This window comes from Paenibacillus sp. MMO-177 (genome assembly GCF_037147795.1).
Taxonomy (GTDB): domain Bacteria; phylum Bacillota; class Bacilli; order Paenibacillales; family Paenibacillaceae; genus Pristimantibacillus.
The window spans coordinates 1-20,209 of the sequence record NZ_JBBCUR010000009.1 but is presented as its reverse complement, the minus strand read 5'-3'; the positions used below and the strand labels follow the sequence as shown (position 1 = coordinate 20,209).

Sequence of the window (20,209 nt, the reverse complement as noted above, 5' to 3'; positions counted from 1 at the left end):
TCGCCGCAATTACGGATGAAGGAAGGAATCAATGATGAACCAACATCGACCGAAGCTTGTCGTTATCGGCAGCTTGAATATGGATATCGTGGTGGAGACGAATGCGTATCCTCAGGTAGGAGAGACGATAACCGGCCAGCGCGTCCGCTTTATCCCGGGCGGCAAAGGGGCTAATCAGGCGGTAGCCGGAGCGCGCCTTGGCGCCGAGACGGTTATGATCGGCGCGGTAGGCGACGATGCCTTTGGGGAAGAGCTGCTCGGCAGTCTTCGGAAGGACGGCGTGGACATTACCGGCGTGAAGCGGGTAGAGGGGACAGCGTCGGGAATTGCCTCGATCTATGTCGCGGAAGGAGACAATAGCATTGTTGTCGTTCCGGGGGCTAACGGTCTTGTTGAACCGGCCGATATCGACCGCAACGAGGACAAGCTGAAGGAAGCGGATCTCGTGCTTCTGCAGCTCGAGATTCCGATTGCGACCGTGCTGCATGCCGCCCGTAAAGCAAAAGCGCTGGGCAAGCTGGTGGTGTTGAATCCTGCGCCTGCGCAGCAGCTGCCGGAGGAGCTGTTTGGGCTGGTGGATTATTTTACGCCGAATCGGACCGAGCTTAGCGGTTATGCGGATATGAGCGCGGACGGAGATTCCCTGGAGCCGGCAATACGCCGGATGATGGAACTCGGAGCCGCTCATGTGGTCACGACGCTGGGCGCCGGCGGTTCGGCTTATTTGGATGAAGAGGGTAAGCTTGTTCGGATCAACGGTTATAAAATGCAGGTTGTCGATACGACGGGTGCCGGTGACTGCTACAACGCCGCATTGGCCGTGGCGCTTGCATCCGGACGGGATTTGCAGGGCGCGGTGGATTATGCCTCGATGGCTTCCGCGCTGGCCGTTACCAAATTTGGGGCGCAGACCGGAATGCCCACGGAAGAAGAAGTAGCAAGGTTTGCGAAGGAACAAGGGAAGGATTTCGCCGGTTAGGGATATGGCGGGGCAATTGCGGAATAATACCTATGATGCCATCCAGGGAGGAGTAACTTCATAGGTATGAAACGATTCGTATTGGGTGTAACGGTCACTGCGCTTTTATGCGGTTTTTCAGCGCCAGTGGCAACCAAGGATAGAGCCTATTATGAAAAACGAGGCGAGATCATTTGGGAAGTACCGGGCGAGAACAAGAGAATCGCGTTAACGTTTGATGACGGGCCTTATCCGAAGACAACGGAACCGATCCTGGACCTGTTGAAGGAATATCATGCGAAGGCGACCTTTTTTGTTGTGGGCAACCGCGTAGAGAGCTTCCCGGAAACGATCAAGCGGGAAATCGCCGAAGGGCATGAGGTTGCGAACCATACGTTTAACCACTATTTCCTGCAGAAAAAGAACTACGCAACGGTGCAAAACGAGATCATGAAGACAGAGCAGGCTTTAGAGAAGGTGACCGGCAAAAAGCCCTTATTGTTCCGCCCGCCGGGCGGCTTTTATAACGATCAGATGCTCGCAATCGCCAAGAAAAACGGCTACACCACCGTCTTATGGTCCTGGCATCAGGATACGAATGACTGGCGCAGCCCCGGCGTACAAAAGATTGTGAACAAAGTGCTGAACAATGCCCGCAACGGGGATATTATTCTGCTTCACGATTATGTGCCGCGTTCGGTACAGACGGTAGAAGCGCTTAAGATCATCCTGCCGGAGCTTCAGCGAAGAGGCTACGAAATGGTAACGGTCTCCGATCTGATCAATAACCGCGACACTGTATTAAATCCATATTGATAGTCAGAAGGGAAAGGGGAGGCGAATGTCGAACCTTTCCCTTACCTATAGACGCGGTCGCTCATCTTTACGGGCCTCGGATAAAGGCGCGTTCGTTTTCCGCTTTGCTTGAACCATTCCGCATGCGGTGGAATAGTTTGAACGGGAAGCCATACAATATTGTAAGCGCTGTCAACGTGTTGAGAGGCCAATTTACACGAAAAGGTGGTATTGCGATGGGAACTCGTCTTTGGTGGGAGCAGGCAGTCAGACAACGTTTTCCGCATATTCGATATGTCACCATTCGCAGCTGTGGACATCATAAGGCGACGATCTATGCATGGGACGACCAGCTTGAGTTGTCCGAAGCGGATGCAGCCAAGCTGCATCGCTATGCGATGGAATGGATGTCACCGGATATTTGCGTATCGGTGAAGCCGTACAATGAAGCGGCTGCGGATCAAGTATTATCCGTGCAGCCTGACGAGGAGCTTGCGAAGACGGCGCTGCGGGGCAGATTGGATCAGTCGGCCGTGTTCGCGGTGCTGAACAATTTGTTTGCCGGTGTTGTTGTCTCCTTCAACCGGTACGATGTCCGTACCGGAACGGTCCATCTGGCCGCGTACAGCCACTCCCCCTTCACAGAGACGGCCAAGAGCAAAATCCGCCACTACGCCGAGGAGCTGATGCCGATCGGTTCGACGGTAAACGTTACGTATTACGGCTAATGCATTACAAAATCAGAGGATCAGCGGAATTTCGGTTACGACGGACAGACTAACCTGAGAAGAGACCCGATGGCAGCAGCTTGCCAGGGCAGGTCGCTCATGTTAAACGTCTGAATCGAACCGTCCGCTGTTCCTTTTTTTGTCGCCGAACCCTTCCACATCCTGTATAATCGTTAGTACGAGCTGGCGATGTGGAATCCGGACAAAAGGGGATCTGATTGCGGGATGAGACTGAAACGATGGCGAAGTACGAAATACGCGGCCACTGTGGCCTATCTGGTACTGATTGTTCTGGGCGTAACGGGAATGATCCCGAGCCGGTTATCGACAAGCCTGGTTGTTATTTTGCTGGGCATTGTCCTGTTTATTCAAAGCTACGAAGACGCGAAGCGGGGAAGAACGGCCAGCATGCTGTTCTCGGCTATCGGCGGCATTATTTGCATATCGGCGCTGACGCTGATCTTGATCCTGACGGAGTTCAGTTAGATAAAAGCGGACAAGCCTTAACGATGAACTGCAATCGTCGTTAGGGCTTTTTGCATAGATTGCGGCGGATGGCATGATGGACTGGTCAGAACCGCCCAAAGTGGGCGTAAGGAGCGAAAAAGGCTTTGCTTAACGATACGCGGCATCGTTAAGGCGATGAAATAGGGGGGCGAGCGGATAGCTTAACGCTGCGGGACATCGTTAAGGTTGGCTGGAACCGCCCAAAGAGGGCAAAAGGACGCCGTCGGAGCCGACTGCGAATAGGGCAACAAATACCCTTTGCGGGCGCATCCATCCCCCTTTTAAAATTAGGACTTTACTTGTATACAAGAATACAAGTAAAGTAAGGATAAGAAATTAACGTGGAAGGAGGGGCAGGTAGATGACCATTATTTCTTCGCTGCAGCCGCAGCAGCGCAAAACGTTAGGCGATCAGATCTACGAATCGATCCGGGAGAGCATCGTTTCGTTCAAGCTGCCGCCGGGTACGATGATTTACGAGAATGAGCTGGCAGAGACGATGAAGGTAAGCCGTACGCCGGTAAGGGAAGCTATCCGGCTGCTTGTAAGCGAACAGCTGCTGGAGGTGCTTCCGCAGCGGGGGACGCGAATCGCGCTTATCTCGGCGCGCAAGGTGAGCGAGGCCCGTTTCATCCGCGAGCAGCTTGAGCTTGGCGCGTTCCGCCTGGCAGCTGTCAAATGGGGCGAGCTTGACCGCTCCGCCGAAAGCGCTGCATTCGAAGCGCTGCTGGAGCAGCAGCGCGCCGCAGCAGAAGCGAAAGACATTGCGCTGTTCATGCAGCTCGATGAGGCCTTTCATCGCGCGGTCCTGGAGATTGCCGGCAACGAAACGCTGATGCAGATGATCTATTACATGCGCGCGCATCTAAACCGCGCCCGTTACCTGGCTATTGACCAGTTCGGCCATATGGATCGCGTCATTGAAGAACACCGGCAACTATTCGAGGCGGTTCGAAGCGGGGACGAGCAGCTTGCCGCGGTGCGGCTGGAGCAGCATATCCGCAAGCTGGACCAGGAGCTTCCGCAGCTGAGAGAAGCGAATCCGGATTATTTCGCAGATTAAATTCAAATTTCCTTGGGAGAGGACAACTATCATGAGAATGACTTTTCGTTGGTACGGGGAAGGCAATGATTCGGTAAGTCTGAAGCAGATCAAGCAAATTCCGGGAGTAGAAGGCCTCGTATGGGCGCTGCATGACGTTCCGGCAGGCGAAGAATGGCCGATGGACAAAATCATGGAGTACAAACGCCTGGCCGACGAGCACGGCTTCCATCTGGAAGTGGTAGAAAGCGTAAACGTGCACGATGACATCAAGCTGGGCCTGCCTTCGCGCGACCGTTACATTGAGAACTACAAGCGGACGATCGAGAAGCTGGCAACGGTAGGCGTAAAAGTCATCTGCTATAACTTCATGCCGATCTTCGACTGGATGCGTACGGATCTGTACAAAGAGATGGAAGACGGCTCAACCGCGCTGTTCTTCGATAAAGCCAAAATCCAAAGCATGAGCGCGGAAGAGCTGGTGGCCAACATCGCGGGCAATTCCTCTTACTCGATGCCGGGCTGGGAGCCGGAGCGTCTGAAGCGCCTTGCTCCGCTGTTCGAAGCGTACAAGGACGTGACGGAAGAGGATCTGTTCAACAACCTGAAATATTTCCTCGAGCAGATCATCCCGGTGTGCGAAAAGCATGACATCAAAATGGCGATCCACCCCGACGATCCTCCATACTCGGTATTTGGCCTGCCGCGGATCGTGACCAGCCGCGATAACCTGGCAAGACTGCTGAAGCTGGTGGACAGCCCGTACAATGGGCTGACGCTGTGCAGCGGTTCGCTTGGCGCGAATCCGGACAACGATATTCCGGCGATGGTGCGTGAATTTGCGGACCGGATTCCTTTTGCCCATATCCGCAACGTACGCGTGTATGAGAATGGCGATTTCATTGAAACTTCCCACAAATCGAGCGACGGCACGGTAGATATTGCGGAGGTTGTCCGCGCGTACCACGAGAGCGGGTTTACGGGATATGCGCGTCCTGACCACGGCCGCCATATTTGGGATGAGGAATGCCGTCCGGGCTACGGTCTGTATGACCGCGCGCTAGGCATCATGTATCTGTGGGGCGTTTGGGACGGACTTGAGCGAATTCGAAAGGGGAATGCATAAAGATGGTACCGAATCATGAGAATTTAGCAGGCAAGGTTGCGGTTATTACCGGAGGAAGCGGCGTGCTGTGCGCCGAGATGGCCAGAGAGCTGGGCCGCCAGGGCGTAAAGGTAGCGATTCTGAACCGCACGGCGGAAAAAGGCGAGTCCGTGGCGCGCGAAATCCGCGAAGCGGGCGGCGTGGCCATTGCGGTCGCGTGCAATGTAGTGGATGCGGAGAGCGTGAAGGGAGCAAGCACGGTTGTGCTTGAACAGCTCGGCAGCTGCGATATTCTGATCAACGGCGCCGGCGGCAACCATCCGGACGGCATCACGACGAAAGAGACGTTCCACCCGGACGATCTGGCGAAGCCTGATGTGACGAGCTTTTTTGATCTGAAAAAAGAAGGCTTTGGCTTTGTTTTCGATCTAAACCTTCTTGGCACTCTGATCCCTACGCAAGTATTCGCGCAGCAAATGATCAACAAACCGGGAGCAACGGTGATCAATATGTCTTCGATGAGTGCACCGAGTCCGATGACGAAGGTGCCTGCCTATAGCGCGGCTAAGGCTGCGATCAACAACTTTACGCAATGGCTGGCGGTTCATATGGCGGATGTCGGCATTCGCGTAAATGCGATTGCGCCGGGTTTTTTCCTGACGGAGCAGAACCGGAAGCTTCTTACGAACGAAGACGGCTCCTTGACTGAGCGTTCGAACAAAATCATTACCCATACGCCGATGCGCCGTTTCGGCAAACCGGAGGATCTGCTGGGCACTCTCGTATGGCTTGCGGATGACAGCGTATCCGGCTTCGTAACCGGCATTACCGTTCCGGTCGACGGCGGTTTTATGGCTTACTCCGGCGTATAGGACTAGGCGGGAAGTGAACCGCTGTGCTGAGCTTTCCGTAACTCGAAACTTGCAAGCCTGATATGGTAGTATAAGGATGCAGTATAGTTCGTGAAAATCGGAAGGAGTGGCGATTGTGAAATACCGGAGACTCGGAAGTACGGATCTTAACGTATCGGTCATTGGGATCGGAACGTGGCAGTTCGGAGGAGAATGGGGCCGCGAGTATACGCAAGGCGAGGCGGATGCGATTCTCGACAAAGGGCATGAGCTTGGCATCAATCTGATTGATACCGCGGAATGCTACGGCGATCATCTGTCTGAATCGCTTATTGGGGATTATATCAGCCGCCGCAATCGCGAGGACTGGATTATCGCAACGAAATTCGGCCATCACTTCCATGAGCGGTTTACGCGTACGGATTCTTTTGACCCGGCGGGTGTGATCGAACAGCTGGATGCATCTTTAAAGGCATTAAAAGTGGACTACATTGATCTTTATCAGTTCCATTCCGGACCTGACCAAGTGTTTGATAACGATGACTTGTGGACGACGCTGGACAAGCAGGTGCAGGCGGGCAAGATCCGTTTCCTTGGCACTTCGATCGGCAGCAACGCCAACATTCATCAAACGGAAGCTTCGACGAGAGTAGGCTCCCGTGCGATCCAAGTCGTGTACAACCGTCTGGACCGCGTGCCGGAGGAGCAGGTCTTCCCGTCCTGTCAGCGGCAGGACCTCGGCGTGCTTGCGCGCGTACCGCTTGCGAGCGGATATCTCAGCGGCAAGTACAAGCCGGGAGCCGTGTTCAGCAGCACGGATGTGCGCCATCGTCATAACGCGGAAAGCACATTGGAAAAGCTGAAGGAAGTCGAGCGCATTCAGCGCGAGGAAGTGCCGCAGGGCGTGGACATGGCCAGCTGGGCGCTGGCATGGTGCCTCAAGCATCCGGCCGTAACTGCTGTTATCCCGGGCTGCAAGGATCCGGAGCAGGTCGCATCCAATGCGCTTGCCGCGCAGCTTGCGAGCGAGCCTCATCCGCAGGACGTAAAGCTTTCGAAGGAATAGGAATGTGTGAAGGGCCGGCCCATTCAGGGGGCTGGCTCTTTTCTATTTGGAGGACGGGAAGGCGGTTGAATGATGTGTTTAGATGGTGGGTATCAGCAGCGCTTGTTGCGCTGGTGCTGGTTATAGCGGCTGGCTGCAGTCAGAAAAAAGAGCCGGATACAGCCGCTGTACCGGACTATGCGCCGTTCCTCACGGAACAGGCCGGGGAGCTGCGGGTCGTTGTGCTGGTGAAGGATAAGGTGCAGGAAGAGACGCGGGCCGTCAACGATATGGTGGCCGCAATGGCAGGCCGCTTCACACCTGTCATCTACGATGTGAATACGGAAGAAGGAAAGAAAGTAGAGGAGCAGCTCGGAGCAGATAGCGGCGGGTATCCCGCGTACTATTTGTTCGATGACCGGCAGCTTTTAACGCAAGGTCATGATCTCCCGCAGATTGCGCAAGCCGCTATGGACTATAAAGACAGGCTGTCCATTGGCGGGACGGGTGGGTGAGTGTCCACTGTAAGCAGCTGTAAGCTCCATAAGCCGCTAACGGAAGCAAATTTGTGTGAGTAAGTGTGCTGTAAGCGCCAAAGGCGGTTAACAGGGGGAGAAATAGAGCGTTCAGGCTTTGAGGGGGCAGTTGTAAGCTCCATAAGCCGCTAACGGAAGCAAATTCGTGTGAGTAAGCGTGCTGTAAGCGATAAAGGCGGCTAACAGAGGGCTAGTTCTGTATGTAAAGACTATTTCTGATTTAGCGAAGAGCCAAAAACCGCCTTTCGGCAGAAAAAAGCACTTCGCGGACGGCGTGAAAGGCTGAAAATCGCCTTACAGATGGTTCATCCGAGAAAACTGGGCCAGTTCACCATGCTGAAAGGCTGGAACCGCCTAACTGCAGCAGCAAGTTCATCAAACGCCAATAGGACCTAACCCGGCCTCACTCGGTTGTCGGGGGACACGGGAGTGGAGGGAGCTAGGCCCTGCGATGAACTGGCGTTTAGAAGAAAAAGAACGAGCGCAGGCCGCGTTTTTTGCGTTTGCCTTCATTCTCGGCGGCAGTTTTGGCACCTTCGCCGAAAGCGAGGAGCTCTTGCTGCGGACTGCGAAGAGCTTCGATGGTAGCGGCAAGTTCGGTCAGCGATTTGCGGAGCTCCTCAAGCTCTTTGCGATGATGGAGCAGCTGGACGGTTACGACTTCATCGGCCTTCTGGGACAGGGCAGCTTCTATGGCATTGAGACGTTCGAGCATCGGATCTGGTTCGTCGGTTACGGAGGATGAAGAATGGACAGAGGCAGAAGGGACGACTTGCGAAGCTTCAGACGATTGGGAAGCAGGCTCCACCGGCGATGGAGCAGCTGGGTTCATCCTATCACTAGCTGCAACATCAACGGCTGCGGCAGCATGCTGAAGGCCGGTTGTTATCTCAGCCGATGCTTGGGCTCCTTGAGGTCCTGCTTCTCCGCCTGCCGCGTATACGTTGCCGGCACTATCCACTACCAGCGCGCCAACGCTGCTTCTCATAACTCCCGGGCTTACAGAAGAGTTGCTGCCAACCGCATGAAGGTTGCCGGCATTATCCACTACGCCGCCAGCTCGGCCTACACCCGCAGCTGCACCAACCATGCCATCGGCTGCATGAACATTACCCGCCGCATCAACCACCAGCTTGCCGGAATCATCGGACTTGCCCGCAGGGTTTTCCACCGCAGGCTGAGCGGCTCCGGCCGTTCCCATTACCTCAGCGGCGACCGCCGCCAATGTCTCTTCTTCCGCCAGCGAGAGAAGCCGGATGTCGTACAGGGCTGTTCCGGAATCCAGCTGGCCTTTTATTTTCCGAAGCTTCTCCATAGCCGGGGTATCAAAAATATAATGTCCAAACATATCCTTCCGGAAGGAAGCCGGGAAGGTCGACACCCAACGCCTGACGGTTGTTTCACTGACAGCCAGCTGATGGGCCGCCTCTTTCGTTTTGAGCAACGTCATTTCATCACCTCATTCATTTGTCACTTACGAGACTTATTCGTCCTCGAAAACGATCTCCCTGCCCGCCTGACAAAGGTAGTGGTATATCGCTAAAAGAAGTGTTCATCCGATTCGATTCGCAAAAACCGGGATGTTCGACAACTTTCAGCAAAGCTCTTTGACAGGCAGCTCCACTTCTAGAAAACGAACATTAATTATTTCCATCAAAGAATAGTTCGTAAATAGATCGTATTTTTCGCGAAAAAAGGATTGACAGCGCCCTGGGTTGTCCAGTAACCTTATGAAGGTTAATTGAACAGCTAACATCACTATCATTCGTATATCCTCATTATATATGGCGTGAGGGTCTCTACAAGGAGCCAAAAATCCTAACTACGAATAAGGGATACGTGTACCATCTTCCCTTCATTCGCGGCGCGGGATTTTTTTTGTTTTTCCAGATTTACTAATCCGGCGTTTTCAAGGGGACAATAGGTAACACGCATCCGGACATTAAGGACAACCTGGAGGGAACAAGCAATGGATCGCCTGTTTAAACTGAAGGAGCGGGGCACTACGTTAACAACGGAGCTGCTCGCGGGAATTACGACCTTTCTTACGATGGTCTATATCGTAATCGTTAACCCCGGCGTGCTAAGCGAAGCGGGAATGGACTTCCACGGCGTCTTTATCGCAACCGTCCTCGCAAGTATCGTGGCAACGCTGATTATGGGACTTTTCTCGAATTACCCGATTGCGCTGGCGCCCGGCATGGGGCTTAACGCTTATTTCGCGTTTTCTGTCGTTGGGGGAGAGGGTGTATCTTGGCAGACGGCGCTTGGCGCGGTTTTTGTCGCCGGGGTTATCTTCATTCTGCTGTCTCTGACTTCCTTCCGCTACATGCTGCTTGATGCCATCCCATCAAGTCTGAAGCATGCCATTACGGCGGGTATCGGCTTATTCATTACGTTTATCGGTCTGCAAAATGCCAAAATCGTCGTTGCTTCGCCAGCGACCCTTATCACGATGGGGGATCTGTCGCAGCCGATGACGCTGCTTACGATTGTAGGACTTGTCATCTCGCTTATTCTGATGGCCTACCGGGTGAAAGGCTTCCTGTTCATCGGGATGATCATTACCGCGATTATCGCGGTCATCACAGGTCAAATGCATTTGCCGGCAAAATGGGCTGCGCTGCCTACCGGTCTAAACATGACCGCTTTCCAGCTGGATATTGGCGGCGTGTTCCAAAATGGCCTTTATGCCGTTATCTTCACTTTCCTGCTGATTACGCTGTTTGACACCACCGGCACGATGCTTGGCGTGGCGGAGCAGGCGGGCCTGCTGAGGGACAATAAGTTTCCGCGTTCGCGCGGCGCGCTGCTTGCGGATGCCATCGGTACAACAACGGGCGCATTGCTTGGCACAAGCCCAACCTCCGCATACGTCGAGTCGAGCTCGGGGGTAGCCGTTGGCGGCAGAACCGGTCTGACGGCTATCACGGTAAGCGTGCTGCTGGCGCTGACGCTCTTTTTCTCCCCGACGGTATCGGTTCTCGCGGGTATCCCGGCCATTACGGCTCCGGCGCTTATTATCGTGGGCTTCCTGATGATGAACGTTCTGCGCAAAATCGATTGGAGCGATATTGAAGAAGCGTTCCCGGCGTTCTTGATCGTTGTTCTTATGCCGCTTACGTACAGCATTGCAACGGGTATCGGCATCGGCTTTATCGTGTATCCGATTCTGAAGCTGATCCGCGGCAAGGGCAAAGAGGTTCATCCGATTTTCTACGTATTTGCGGTTCTGTTCTTTATTCAGATCGGATTCTTCAGCCACTAACATTCGCCCATAATACCTGAGGCGCAGCCTTGGAAACAGCACCAATCCCTGCCCCTATACGTACAATAACCCATGGCAAGATCATGGGAGGGGTAGGGAATGCTTCAAATTTCGGGCAATGACGCCGGGCAGATTAACCCGATTGCGTTAACGCCGGTAGAGCGGGAAGTGCTGCAGGGCAAGCAGAACAGCCCTGTCGTCTACCAGTATGATTCAATGGACTCGCTCCGGTTCGAGCTGCGACTGCGTGACCGTACGGTTAATGCCGCGAGAATGCTGCAGGACAGCCGGGCGGACTTCGCGGTATTCCGCCATTCCAGATGCAATCCGCAATATTGGACGCGGACGGAGAACGGCGGCTTCCAGATGAATCCGGATGTCCGGCCTTCGGATGCGATTAACGATATTTTTCAAAATGGCGAGGCTTACGGGTTCGAATGCGCGACCGCGATTGTAATCGTGCTGTACAAAGCGGTGCTGGATACGATCGGGGAGCAAGCGTTCAACAGGCTGTTTTATCCGCTGTATCTGCGGGATTGGAACCATGACGGCGACTTATGGTTCATTACGACACATAACAAGAATGAATCGTACCCGGGCGACGTGATGTACTTCCGCAATCCGGATTTCGACCATGAGACGCCGGAATGGCAAGGGGAAAACGTCGTGAAGATGTCGGATAATCTCTTCTTCGGGCACGGCATCGGCATCGAGTCGGGAGAACAGATCGTTAGCGCATTGAATAGAATGCGCGAGCCGCTCAGCACGGAATCGGCTTATCTCGACGATCTGGTCGTTCATCCGAACTTCAAGCATCTGCAGCAGATCGCGGCTCGAGGCAGCCGCTTTGCGGTAAGGTTGTAAAATACTAGGCGTCCCAGGTGCGCATAGACGCAATAAGACCCTGCAGGGGTCTATTCACTTGCAAGGACCCCGAAACTGGCCAATCTTTGGTGCGCGTAAGTGAAATAAGACCCTCGCAGGGTCTTATTGCGTACCAGTGGAGTAACGTGCGTTGAGATAAGACCCTGGAAGGGTCTTATTAACTTGGAGCAGTACTTAAGCTGGCCCATCTCTGGTGTGCGTAGGCGAAATAAGACCCTCGCGGGGACTTATTTCATTTCGAACGCATGTTGCGGCGGAACAGCTGGGGCGCTTCGCCGGTGATCTTCTTGAACAGCCGCGAAAAATAAAACACGTCGCCGTAGCCTAGCGCTGCGGCGATTTCCTTGACCGTCTGCTCGGTATTGAGCAGGCGGTTTTTGGCTTCGGCCATTTTTAGCCGATGGACGTATTCATGCAGGGCGAACCCGGTATACTCGCTGACCGTACGGCGCAGCGTCGATAACGCCCAATGATGGCGCTCGGCAAAAGCCGCCGCGTCAAACGGCTCATGCAAAGTGCCGGACAAGGCTTCGAGCAGCTGGGCAAGGCGGGCCGTCTTGCCTTGAGCGGCGGGCGAGGACTGGCAGCTTTGCACCCAGTCGTAGAGGAGGGATTCCAGCGTCAGCGCTGAGCGGTCGGCATCGGCCGGGGTGCCGCTGTCCATCAGCGCGAAGATACGGTCGATCCGGTTCTGCGAAGAAGCGTCCTCGCCCGGATGCATGACCGTGTTCGGGAGGATCGGCCAATGCTCTAACCACTCCCTGTACCGCGTCCCCTCGATGGTAAAGTAATATTCGTCCCAATAACCGCCCGGGTCCGGCCCGTAATCATAATGAAAGCCGGGCTGGAACAAGAAAAGGCTGCCGGCCGTCACCTGCTGCGCTTCCCCATGGTCGACGCGGTAAGTTCCCGAACCTCCCGCAATATAGACGATCGCCCAATATTGAAAAACCGCCCCTTGCCGGTAATGCGTCCGACCGGGTAAATAGCCTACGTTTCGAATAACAAGAGAACGAACGGACAGCTTGGCGGGATCCACCGTTAAATCGATCATGCGAAGGGGCTGCGAACTGATCATATAATCCATGATTTGAGCCATGCTGTTCATTCCTCTCTTTTTATACTCATGATAAATTGAACATAGTGCAGGTTGCAACTGATTATAGGAAACATGGAGGAGATGCTGGCAATGACGAAATTAAAGGTTGGAGTTATTGGAGCAGGATCGATATCGGGCTCGCATTTGCATGGCTATTCGGTTCACCCGGAGGTGGAACTTGCGGCAATCGCGGATTTGAACGGGGAACGCGCGCGGGAGAAGGCCGAAGCTTACGGCATCCCTCATGTTTACGATAACTATAAAGATTTGCTGGCGAATCCGGAGATTGATGCGGTAAGCATCTGTACCTGGAATAACAGCCATGCCGAGATTGCGGTGGCCGCGCTGGATGCCGGCAAGCATGTGCTTTGCGAGAAGCCGCTTGCGAAGACGGTTGAGCAGGCGCTTACCGTACAGGAGGCTGTAGAGCGTTCCGGCAAGCAGCTGCTTGTAGGTTTTGTCCGCAGATATGCCGACCAGGCGCAGCTTGTGAAGCAGTATGCGGAGAGCGGACAGCTCGGGGATATCTATTACGCCAAAGCATCGGCAATCCGGCGGTTAGGCAACCCGGGCGGATGGTTTGCGGATTCCGAACGCTCGGGCGGCGGTCCGCTCATTGATGTCGGCGTACATATGATTGATTTGTGCTGGTATCTGATGGGCAAGCCAAAGCCGGTTTCGGTCAGCGGGAATACGTACCGGAAGCTGGGCAACCGGTCGCATATTGAAGGCTTAAGCTTCTATAAAGCGGCGGACTACGACGCTTCGCTTAACGATGTGGAGGATATGGCGAATGCTCTCATCCGTTTCGAGAACGGCGCTTCGCTGTATGTCGATATCAGCTACACGCTGCATGCCGCGCAGAACGAAATGAGCAGCAAAATTTACGGAACCAAAGGCGGAGCCGAGATTGATCCGAAGCTGGTGATCGTAACCGAGCAGTTCAATAAAATCGTGAACATCGAGCCGCAGCTGGATCATCTGGCGTTCCAGTTCCAGGACAGCTTTGACTTGGAGGTTGCTCACTTTGTTGATTGCTGCTTCGGCAAAGCCGAGCCGATCAGCCCGGTAGAGGATGGCGTGGAGCTGATGCGGATGCTTCAGGCCATTTATGAATCGGCGTCGCTTGGCGCGGAAGTGGTCTTGAATAAGGATGCTGCGGCTGCAACTGTCGCTGCATCGAAGGAGGGTGTTTAATCCATGGCTGATCTGGCGAATACAAAGATTAGCAATCCGATTGGCGTTATTGTAGAGAGCTTTGGGATTGGCTTAAATGAGGGCTTGAATAAGGCGGTTGAGGTTGGAGCGGAAGGCGTGCAGATCTACGCGGTAAGCGGCGAGACCGATCCTGCCAATCTGTCCGCGTCGGCTCGCCGCGAGCTGAAGGACCGCATTGCGTCGCTTGGCCTTACCATTTCGGCTTTGTGCGGCGATCTTGGGGGACATGGTTTCCAGGATGCGGAGGCTAATCCGGCCAAAATCGAAAAGTCCAAGCGAATTCTCGAGCTCGCGCTTGATCTGGGAACCAATATCGTAACGACGCATATCGGTATCGTCCCCGACGATACGAATTCGCCAATCTACGCTGCGATGCAGTCTTCCTGCGAAGAATTAAGCAGCTACGCAAGCAGCATGGGGGCCTATTTTGCCATCGAGACGGGACCGGAGCCTGCTGCGCGATTAAAGACTTTCCTTGATTCGCTGACGACAAACGGGGTATCGGTTAACTTCGACCCGGCCAATATGGTTATGGTAACTGGCGATGATCCGGTTCAGGGCGTCTATCTGCTGAAGGATTATATCGTGCATACGCATGCGAAGGACGGAATTAAGCTGGCGGCCGAGATTGACCCGCGCGTCGTGTACGGCTACCTGGGCTTTGCGGGAATGAGCCATGACATTATCGCCGATATGGCGAGCGAAGGCGCTTTATTCCGCGAGGTTCCGCTTGGGGAAGGCAGCGTTCCGTTTGACCGTTATTTGAAGGCGCTGCAGGATATCGGGTACAACGGCTATTTGACGATTGAGCGGGAAGTCGGGCAGCGTCCGGAGGAGGATATCCGCAAGGCGGTGGAATTCCTTCGCGCTTTCCGGTAAGGGATTTAGCGGTAGTGTGCCCTTATGCAGGAGGCGTAATGCCTCCAAATGACAGATTCCGGTGTAAACCGTTGAAAAATGTTAATATTTAGCCTGTATATGCTCCCGTATTGTCCGTTAATATAGTAGTAATAGGCGAGAAGGGGGTAGTTGCAGATGAACGTTCCTGTTGGGGTTTGGATTATTGCTGCCATCATTGTTGTTTTGCTCACCTGGATGACCCTTTGGGTCACTAAGAAAGCATATTCGAAAAAATGGGACGACTCCGACGTATAGTCGGATCGTTAAGGAAATAGATAAGAGCTGCCCGATTGCGGGCAGCTCTTTTTCGTTATGGCTCACACGCGGGATGTCCAAGGACCTGAGGAGAAACGAAGTCAAGAAAATTGTTGTTATTTTGTAAAATTATGTAATATAATTCAACGGAGGTGTGGTTATGATTCCGCTGTTTCTAGTATTTATCGAGTTACTAATCTTTATGGTTATCACAAGCTTGACCTTAGCGGCGGTGTGGGATAAGAAAGATTGGATTGTGGGTCTGCTATCTTTGATAATCACTATTATCGGCATTGGTGTCGTTCTGAAGTATCATGTTTTTATTGCTTCACTGGCTGGTTATTTATTAATGGCATTTGGTTTTATCCTCATCATCAGCTTATTCTTCAATAAAGAAAAAAAAAGGGAGTCCTCTTCGCCATAACGGTTAAAAGGGACTCCCTTAAGTTTAACCGGGGAACTCGAGAAGAGCCGGGTCGATCGCAGGTACGAGACCTTCGTCGGCTGCGCGGTTCAGCAGGGTTGAGATAGCGGCATAACCGCTGCTGCCCAGGTTGCCCGTGAAGTCGTTTACGTACAAGTTGATATGCTGCTGGGCAACGGAAGGATCCATTTCCTGCGCATGCTGCATGACATAGTCTTTCGATGCCTCAGGATGCTTCCAGGCATACTCCACGGATTGTTCGATCCAGCTGGTGATGGCTCCGAGGTCAAGCGAGCGGCGGGCGATAATAGCGCCAAGCGGAATCGGCAGGCCGGTATCGGATTCCCACCAGCTGCCAAGGTCAACCAGCATGGAGAGGTCATAATTCTGGTAAGTGAAGCGGGCTTCGTGGATGACAAGGCCGGCATCGATCTTGCCGTCGCGCACGGCAGGCATGATCTCGTGGAACGGCATTACGATAATTTCGCCTACGCCGCCGGGAACATTTTGCGCTGCCCATAGACGGAACAGCAGATAGGCAGTTGAGCGTTCGCTGGGAACGGCCACCCGTTTGCCGCTGAGGTAGGATGCGTCCTCCAGCTTGTCTTTTGTGAGAACAAGCGGGCCGCAGCCCCGGCCAAGAGCGCCGCCGCATGGCAGAAGCGCGTAGTCTTTTAATACCCAAGGCAGAGCAGCATAGGAAATCTTGAGCACATCGAGATCGCTGTCGCCGCTTGCCGCCAAATGGTTCGTAATGTCGATATCGGCATACATCACATCAAAATCCGGCGCACCGGGAACAAGTCCATGCGTCAGGGCATGGAATACAAACGTGTCGTTCGGACACGGGGAAAAAGCGATTTTCATACCATAACCTCCCGTAATACGGAGCTTGCAGCTTCGAGAGACTGCAGAGCGTCCTTAATCCGCCAAGCGCTGCGGTCACGCGGACCAACCGGATTCGAAATCGCGCGCAGCTCCAGCACCGGCAGTCCCGCGCGGCGGGCAGCGGCGGCTACGCCAAAGCCCTCCATCGCTTCCGCGGCCGCGCCGGGAATTCGTTCGGCAAGCGCGGCCGCAGTCTCGGCAGAGCCGGTAACCGTAGATAAGGTAAGGACGGGACCAAGAGCGGTCTGCAGTCCGGCAGCCTGAAGTGCTGAAGTCAGACGCTCGGCAAGCTCCGCATCCACGTCGATATAAGCGGAACCGAAACCAAGCTTGTCCACGCTATGGAAGCCTTCCGGCGTCTCGGCGCCAAGATCGGCGGCAATGATTGCGCTTGAGACAACCAGCGTGCCTACCTCGGCGCGTTCCTTAAACCCGCCCGCGATGCCTGCGGAAATAACAAGGCGATAGGCGCCGGTTCCTGCCAAAGCCAGGACCGTTGCGGTGCTGACGGCGGCTTCCGCCGGACCAACGCCGGCTTCCATCACCTCGAAGCGGTCGTCGCCGTTAAGGCCGCGCAGGACGGCATCCCGTTCAACCGCAACGGCGGTCATGACGAGTATTTTTCCATTTTCGCTCATGCTGCAAACTCCTTTAATATCTCAGTACTAAAACAATTATATCGCTAAATAAAGGCGGTTGTCATTTTTTCCGGACTTCGAAAAACTCGCATTCCGCCCTTGTATAGTAGACAAGGTCGCTCACGCTGGATTGAATGACAACGATACTGTCGTCAAAACGAATGACCGTGCCGCCGTTGTTCACAATAAAATCGTCCTTGAATACGCGTACCGGATATTTGCGCTGAACCGCTTCTTCAAAATCCGGATCGGTCAACAATTTACGGTTGATAGCCACTTTTTTGTTTTCGCCCCTTTCGTAAATAACGGATTCGTTAAAAACAGTGTAGGCTTATTTCGGGCTGTTGTCCATGCGGAGCGAAAGGCTTGGTTTATGCCGGATGAGAGGGTACAATATAAGGAACATAGCATAGAAGCAGGAGGATATTATTCATGACCTTACATAATGACAAATTGACAGTATTCATCGGCTCTTACGCTGAAGCGGAGAACAGCGGCGTATACCGTTACGAATTCGATTCGGCAGAAGGGACTCTGACCCTCAAGGATCAGGTATCCGGATTAAAAAACCCAACCTTCCTTAACGTGGATGCGGCCAAGAACAGACTGTATGCCATTGCCGAAGGCGCGGATGCGGAAGGGGCGAAGGTTGGCGATGCGGTGGCTTTTTCGATCGAAGGCAGCGGCCTTGCGCAATTGAACCGTAAGCTTGCCATTACGGCACCGTCCTGCCATATTCAGCGTGATGCGGACAGCGAATTTGTACTGCTGTGCAGCTACCATGGCGGCCGGATCAGCCTTGTGTCGCTTTCGGATAACGGGGAGATCGGCGAGATTCTCGATATTCAGCAGCATGAAGGAAGCGGTCCTCACCCGAACCAGAAAACGCCGCATCCGCACAGCACGAACTTCAGCCCGGACGGCAAATATATTTTTGTGCCGGATCTTGGGATCGACCGGATTGTCGCTTACACGTTGGATAAGGAAAACCGCAAGCTGGTCCGTCACGGCGAGACCGTGGTGCAGCCTGGCGCAGGTCCGCGTCATATGACGTTCCATCCGAACGGACAGTTTGCTTTTGTGATCAACGAGCTGGATTCGACCATTATTTCCTTCCGTTATGATGCGGAAAAGGGTGCGCTTGAGGCCGTGCAGACGGTATCGACTTTACCGGAAGGGTATGCCGAAGCGAATGGCACCGCGGAAATCGCGATTTCCGAGGACGGCCGTTTCCTCTATGGCTCGAACCGCGGTCATGACAGCCTTGCCGTATTTGCGGTGGACGCGCAGAGCGGACAGCTGACGCTGGTTGGACATGTGTCGACGGAAGGAAAGCATCCGCGGCATTTTGCCCTGGTACCGGGCGGTCAATTCGCAATTACGGCGAACAAGGATACCAATAATGTAGCGGTATTCCGCATTAGCGAGTCGGGTATGCCGGTGTATACGGGCTATTCGATCGAGATTTCCCAGCCGGTATGCGTGATTCCGGTTCATCTGTAGTTAGAGAGCGATAGGGAGAGTGTACGCGAAGCAGATTCCGAGCGTTTATGCGAGGGTGCTGCTCGTAGGTCCGTACATAGTGAAATAGCGAGAGTAAGAATGCCGGGGGAGAGTGCATGATGCAGATTCCAGAGCATTTGTGTCAGACGATCAGATCGGTTCACGGCGAAAAAGGCGAGCGGTGGCTTGCGGGCTTCGATATGCTGCTGCAGGGCTGCGAGGAAAAATGGGGGATGACGGTGGAGCTGCCGTCTCCTTTTGTTTTGTCGTATAACTTTGTGGCCCCGGCCGTGCTGCGGAACGGAACTCCCGCCGTGCTGAAGCTTGGCGTGCCAAGCCGGGAATTCCGCACGGAGCTGGCGGCTTTGCGGTTGTACGACGGCCGCGGTGCCGTGCGCGTGTTGGCCGCGGACGAGGAGCGGGGCGCGCTATTGATTGAGCGCGTCCAGCCCGGGGTGATGCTGTCGGCGTCGGGGCTGAGCGACGACGATGCTGTGCTGGCGGCCGCCGAGGTGATGCGGCGGTTGGCGGTTCCCGCGCCGGACGGGGGAGAATTCCCGTCCGTAGCGGACTGGGCCGCGGGCCTTGCCCGGCTGCGCCAGCGGCATGGCGGCGGCACGGGGCCGCTGCCGGAGCGCGTGGTCGGCCGCGCGGAGGCGGTTTTTCGCCGCCTGCTCGGAGAGGGCGGCCGCGGGTTGTTGTTGCTCCATGGTGACTTGCACCATGGGAATATTTTGTCTTCGGGTCATGGCGGGCCGGGATGGCTGGCCATTGACCCGAAGGGTGTGGTTGGGGAAGCGGAATACGGAACGATTCCGCTGCTCTTGAACCAGCTGCCGCCGAAGGGGCAGCGGGAAGTGATCCGGCGCCGCGTGGAGCTGTTATGCGGCGCCCTTGGTTTGGACCACGCCAGGTTACTGGCGTGGGGTTTCGCTCATGCGGTGCTGTCCACCGCATGGTGCGACGAAGACGGCGTCGGCGATATCCCCGCCGCGCTGGAGCGAGCCGCTTGGTTCGAGGAGCTGCTCGACGAGCTGCCAAATGACTAATCTGCTTTTTCTCTAGTTGATGTTCCAAGCCCTAATAAGAGGAAAAAGCCGTCTTATAGCAGGGTAAACTTGCGAGCACGAGAGTAAAGCAGCCAAATAAGAGGAAAAAACCGTGCTACAGTGGAGCAGATGCTCGATTGTGGGGCGGAAGTAGCTAAATAAGACGGAAAAACCGTCTTACAGCAAGACGAACAAGCGAGCACGAGAGTAAAGCAGCCAAATAAGAGGAAAAAACCGTGCTACAGTGGAGCAGATGCTCGAGTGTGGAGCAGGGGTGGCCCAATAAGATGGAAAAACCGTCTTACAGCGGGAAGAACACGCGAGCACGAGAGTAAAGTAGCCGAATAAGAGGAAAAAACCGTGCTACAGTGGAGCAGATGCTCGATTGTGGGGCGGAAGTAGCCAAATAAGACGGAAAAACCGTCTTACAGCAAGACGAACAAGCGAGCACGAGAGTAAAGCAGCCAAATAAGAGGAAAAAACCGTGCTACAGTGGAGCAGATGCTCGAGTGTGG

At 54.4% G+C, this 20,209-nt stretch carries 21 protein-coding genes and 1 riboswitch; of the genes, 16 read left to right on the top strand and 5 right to left on the bottom strand.

Features of this window, described 5'->3' with window-relative positions; all coding sequences use genetic code 11:
- Positions 1–31: 31 nt before the first annotated feature.
- The 9 genes from rbsK (at position 32) to WFK81_RS23700 (ending at position 7,546) form a co-directional block, all read left to right on the top strand.
- A complete protein-coding gene (gene rbsK / locus WFK81_RS23740; RefSeq protein WP_336789035.1) occupies positions 32–979 on the top strand; it encodes a ribokinase in 948 nt (315 codons plus the stop codon).
- 66 nt (positions 980–1,045) lie between these two features.
- A complete protein-coding gene (locus tag WFK81_RS23735) occupies positions 1,046–1,774 on the top strand; it encodes a polysaccharide deacetylase family protein (RefSeq protein WP_336789034.1) in 729 nt (242 codons plus the stop codon).
- A 215-nt stretch (positions 1,775–1,989) separates the two neighbouring features.
- Positions 1,990–2,481 (top strand): hypothetical protein, encoded by a 492-nt coding sequence (locus WFK81_RS23730; protein WP_336789033.1) that lies wholly within the window; start codon positions 1,990–1,992, stop codon positions 2,479–2,481.
- Between the two features lie 225 nt (positions 2,482–2,706).
- On the top strand, positions 2,707–2,967 hold the full coding sequence (locus WFK81_RS23725; RefSeq protein WP_336789032.1) for a hypothetical protein: 261 nt from the start codon (positions 2,707–2,709) through the stop codon (positions 2,965–2,967).
- A gap of 382 nt (positions 2,968–3,349) precedes the next feature.
- A complete protein-coding gene (locus WFK81_RS23720; protein ID WP_336789030.1) occupies positions 3,350–4,051 on the top strand; it encodes a GntR family transcriptional regulator in 702 nt (233 codons plus the stop codon).
- Between the two features lie 31 nt (positions 4,052–4,082).
- Positions 4,083–5,156, top strand: coding sequence for a mannonate dehydratase (gene uxuA / locus WFK81_RS23715; RefSeq protein ID WP_336789028.1), 1,074 nt, complete (start codon positions 4,083–4,085; stop codon positions 5,154–5,156).
- Positions 5,157–5,158: 2 nt separating this feature from the next.
- Positions 5,159–6,007, top strand: a complete 849-nt coding sequence (locus WFK81_RS23710) for an SDR family oxidoreductase (protein WP_336789026.1) — start codon at positions 5,159–5,161, stop codon at positions 6,005–6,007.
- 115 nt (positions 6,008–6,122) lie between these two features.
- Complete coding sequence (locus WFK81_RS23705) at positions 6,123–7,052, top strand: aldo/keto reductase (protein WP_336789023.1); 930 nt, start codon at positions 6,123–6,125, stop codon at positions 7,050–7,052.
- A 74-nt stretch (positions 7,053–7,126) separates the two neighbouring features.
- On the top strand, positions 7,127–7,546 hold the full coding sequence (locus WFK81_RS23700; protein ID WP_336789021.1) for a hypothetical protein: 420 nt from the start codon (positions 7,127–7,129) through the stop codon (positions 7,544–7,546).
- A 484-nt stretch (positions 7,547–8,030) separates the two neighbouring features.
- Here WFK81_RS23700 and WFK81_RS23695 read toward each other — a convergent pair whose 3' ends face one another.
- Positions 8,031–9,017 carry a MerR family transcriptional regulator gene (locus WFK81_RS23695; RefSeq protein WP_336789019.1) on the bottom strand — a complete coding sequence of 329 codons (987 nt, stop codon included), beginning with the start codon at positions 9,015–9,017 and terminating at the stop codon, positions 8,031–8,033.
- A 295-nt stretch (positions 9,018–9,312) separates the two neighbouring features.
- A riboswitch (purine riboswitch) is annotated at positions 9,313–9,412 on the top strand.
- A 124-nt stretch (positions 9,413–9,536) separates the two neighbouring features.
- Between WFK81_RS23695 and WFK81_RS23690 the strand changes: the two genes are divergently transcribed.
- Together WFK81_RS23690 and WFK81_RS23685 are read left to right on the top strand one after the other, a co-directional pair.
- The gene (locus WFK81_RS23690; protein ID WP_336789017.1) at positions 9,537–10,835 is read left to right on the top strand and encodes an NCS2 family permease; all 1,299 of its coding nucleotides are present in this window, start codon (positions 9,537–9,539) and stop codon (positions 10,833–10,835) included.
- Positions 10,836–10,934: 99 nt separating this feature from the next.
- A complete protein-coding gene (locus tag WFK81_RS23685) occupies positions 10,935–11,699 on the top strand; it encodes a protein-glutamine gamma-glutamyltransferase (protein ID WP_336789016.1) in 765 nt (254 codons plus the stop codon).
- Between the two features lie 253 nt (positions 11,700–11,952).
- Here WFK81_RS23685 and WFK81_RS23680 read toward each other — a convergent pair whose 3' ends face one another.
- Positions 11,953–12,819: a helix-turn-helix domain-containing protein gene (locus WFK81_RS23680; RefSeq protein WP_336789015.1), complete on the bottom strand. Its 867-nt coding sequence runs from the start codon at positions 12,817–12,819 to the stop codon at positions 11,953–11,955.
- Between the two features lie 90 nt (positions 12,820–12,909).
- Here WFK81_RS23680 and WFK81_RS23675 point away from each other — a divergent pair, with 90 nt between their 5' ends.
- The 3 genes from WFK81_RS23675 (at position 12,910) to WFK81_RS23665 (ending at position 15,616) form a co-directional block, all read left to right on the top strand.
- Entirely contained in the window at positions 12,910–14,016 is a 1,107-nt protein-coding gene (locus tag WFK81_RS23675; protein WP_336789014.1) for a Gfo/Idh/MocA family protein, read from the top strand.
- Between the two features lie 3 nt (positions 14,017–14,019).
- Complete coding sequence (locus WFK81_RS23670; protein ID WP_336789013.1) at positions 14,020–14,916, top strand: sugar phosphate isomerase/epimerase family protein; 897 nt, start codon at positions 14,020–14,022, stop codon at positions 14,914–14,916.
- 436 nt (positions 14,917–15,352) lie between these two features.
- Positions 15,353–15,616 carry a hypothetical protein gene (locus WFK81_RS23665; RefSeq protein ID WP_336789012.1) on the top strand — a complete coding sequence of 88 codons (264 nt, stop codon included), beginning with the start codon at positions 15,353–15,355 and terminating at the stop codon, positions 15,614–15,616.
- A gap of 24 nt (positions 15,617–15,640) precedes the next feature.
- On the opposite strand, the gene WFK81_RS23660 is transcribed toward WFK81_RS23665, so the two are convergent.
- The 3 genes from WFK81_RS23660 to WFK81_RS23650 all read right to left on the bottom strand — a co-directional run bounded on the left by WFK81_RS23660 (position 15,641) and on the right by WFK81_RS23650 (position 17,419).
- Positions 15,641–16,483 carry a 1,4-dihydroxy-6-naphthoate synthase gene (locus WFK81_RS23660; protein WP_336789011.1) on the bottom strand — a complete coding sequence of 281 codons (843 nt, stop codon included), beginning with the start codon at positions 16,481–16,483 and terminating at the stop codon, positions 15,641–15,643.
- On the bottom strand, positions 16,480–17,142 hold the full coding sequence (locus WFK81_RS23655) for a futalosine hydrolase (RefSeq protein ID WP_336789009.1): 663 nt from the start codon (positions 17,140–17,142) through the stop codon (positions 16,480–16,482). Before WFK81_RS23655 ends, WFK81_RS23660 begins: the two co-directional genes overlap by 4 nt.
- A 61-nt stretch (positions 17,143–17,203) precedes the next feature.
- The gene (locus WFK81_RS23650) at positions 17,204–17,419 is read right to left on the bottom strand and encodes a hypothetical protein (protein WP_336789008.1); all 216 of its coding nucleotides are present in this window, start codon (positions 17,417–17,419) and stop codon (positions 17,204–17,206) included.
- Between the two features lie 155 nt (positions 17,420–17,574).
- Between WFK81_RS23650 and WFK81_RS23645 the strand changes: the two genes are divergently transcribed.
- Positions 17,575–18,645 (top strand): lactonase family protein, encoded by a 1,071-nt coding sequence (locus WFK81_RS23645; protein WP_336789006.1) that lies wholly within the window; start codon positions 17,575–17,577, stop codon positions 18,643–18,645.
- A 116-nt stretch (positions 18,646–18,761) separates the two neighbouring features.
- Positions 18,762–19,694 (top strand): aminoglycoside phosphotransferase family protein, encoded by a 933-nt coding sequence (locus WFK81_RS23640; protein ID WP_336789004.1) that lies wholly within the window; start codon positions 18,762–18,764, stop codon positions 19,692–19,694.
- Positions 19,695–20,209 lie beyond the last annotated feature (515 nt).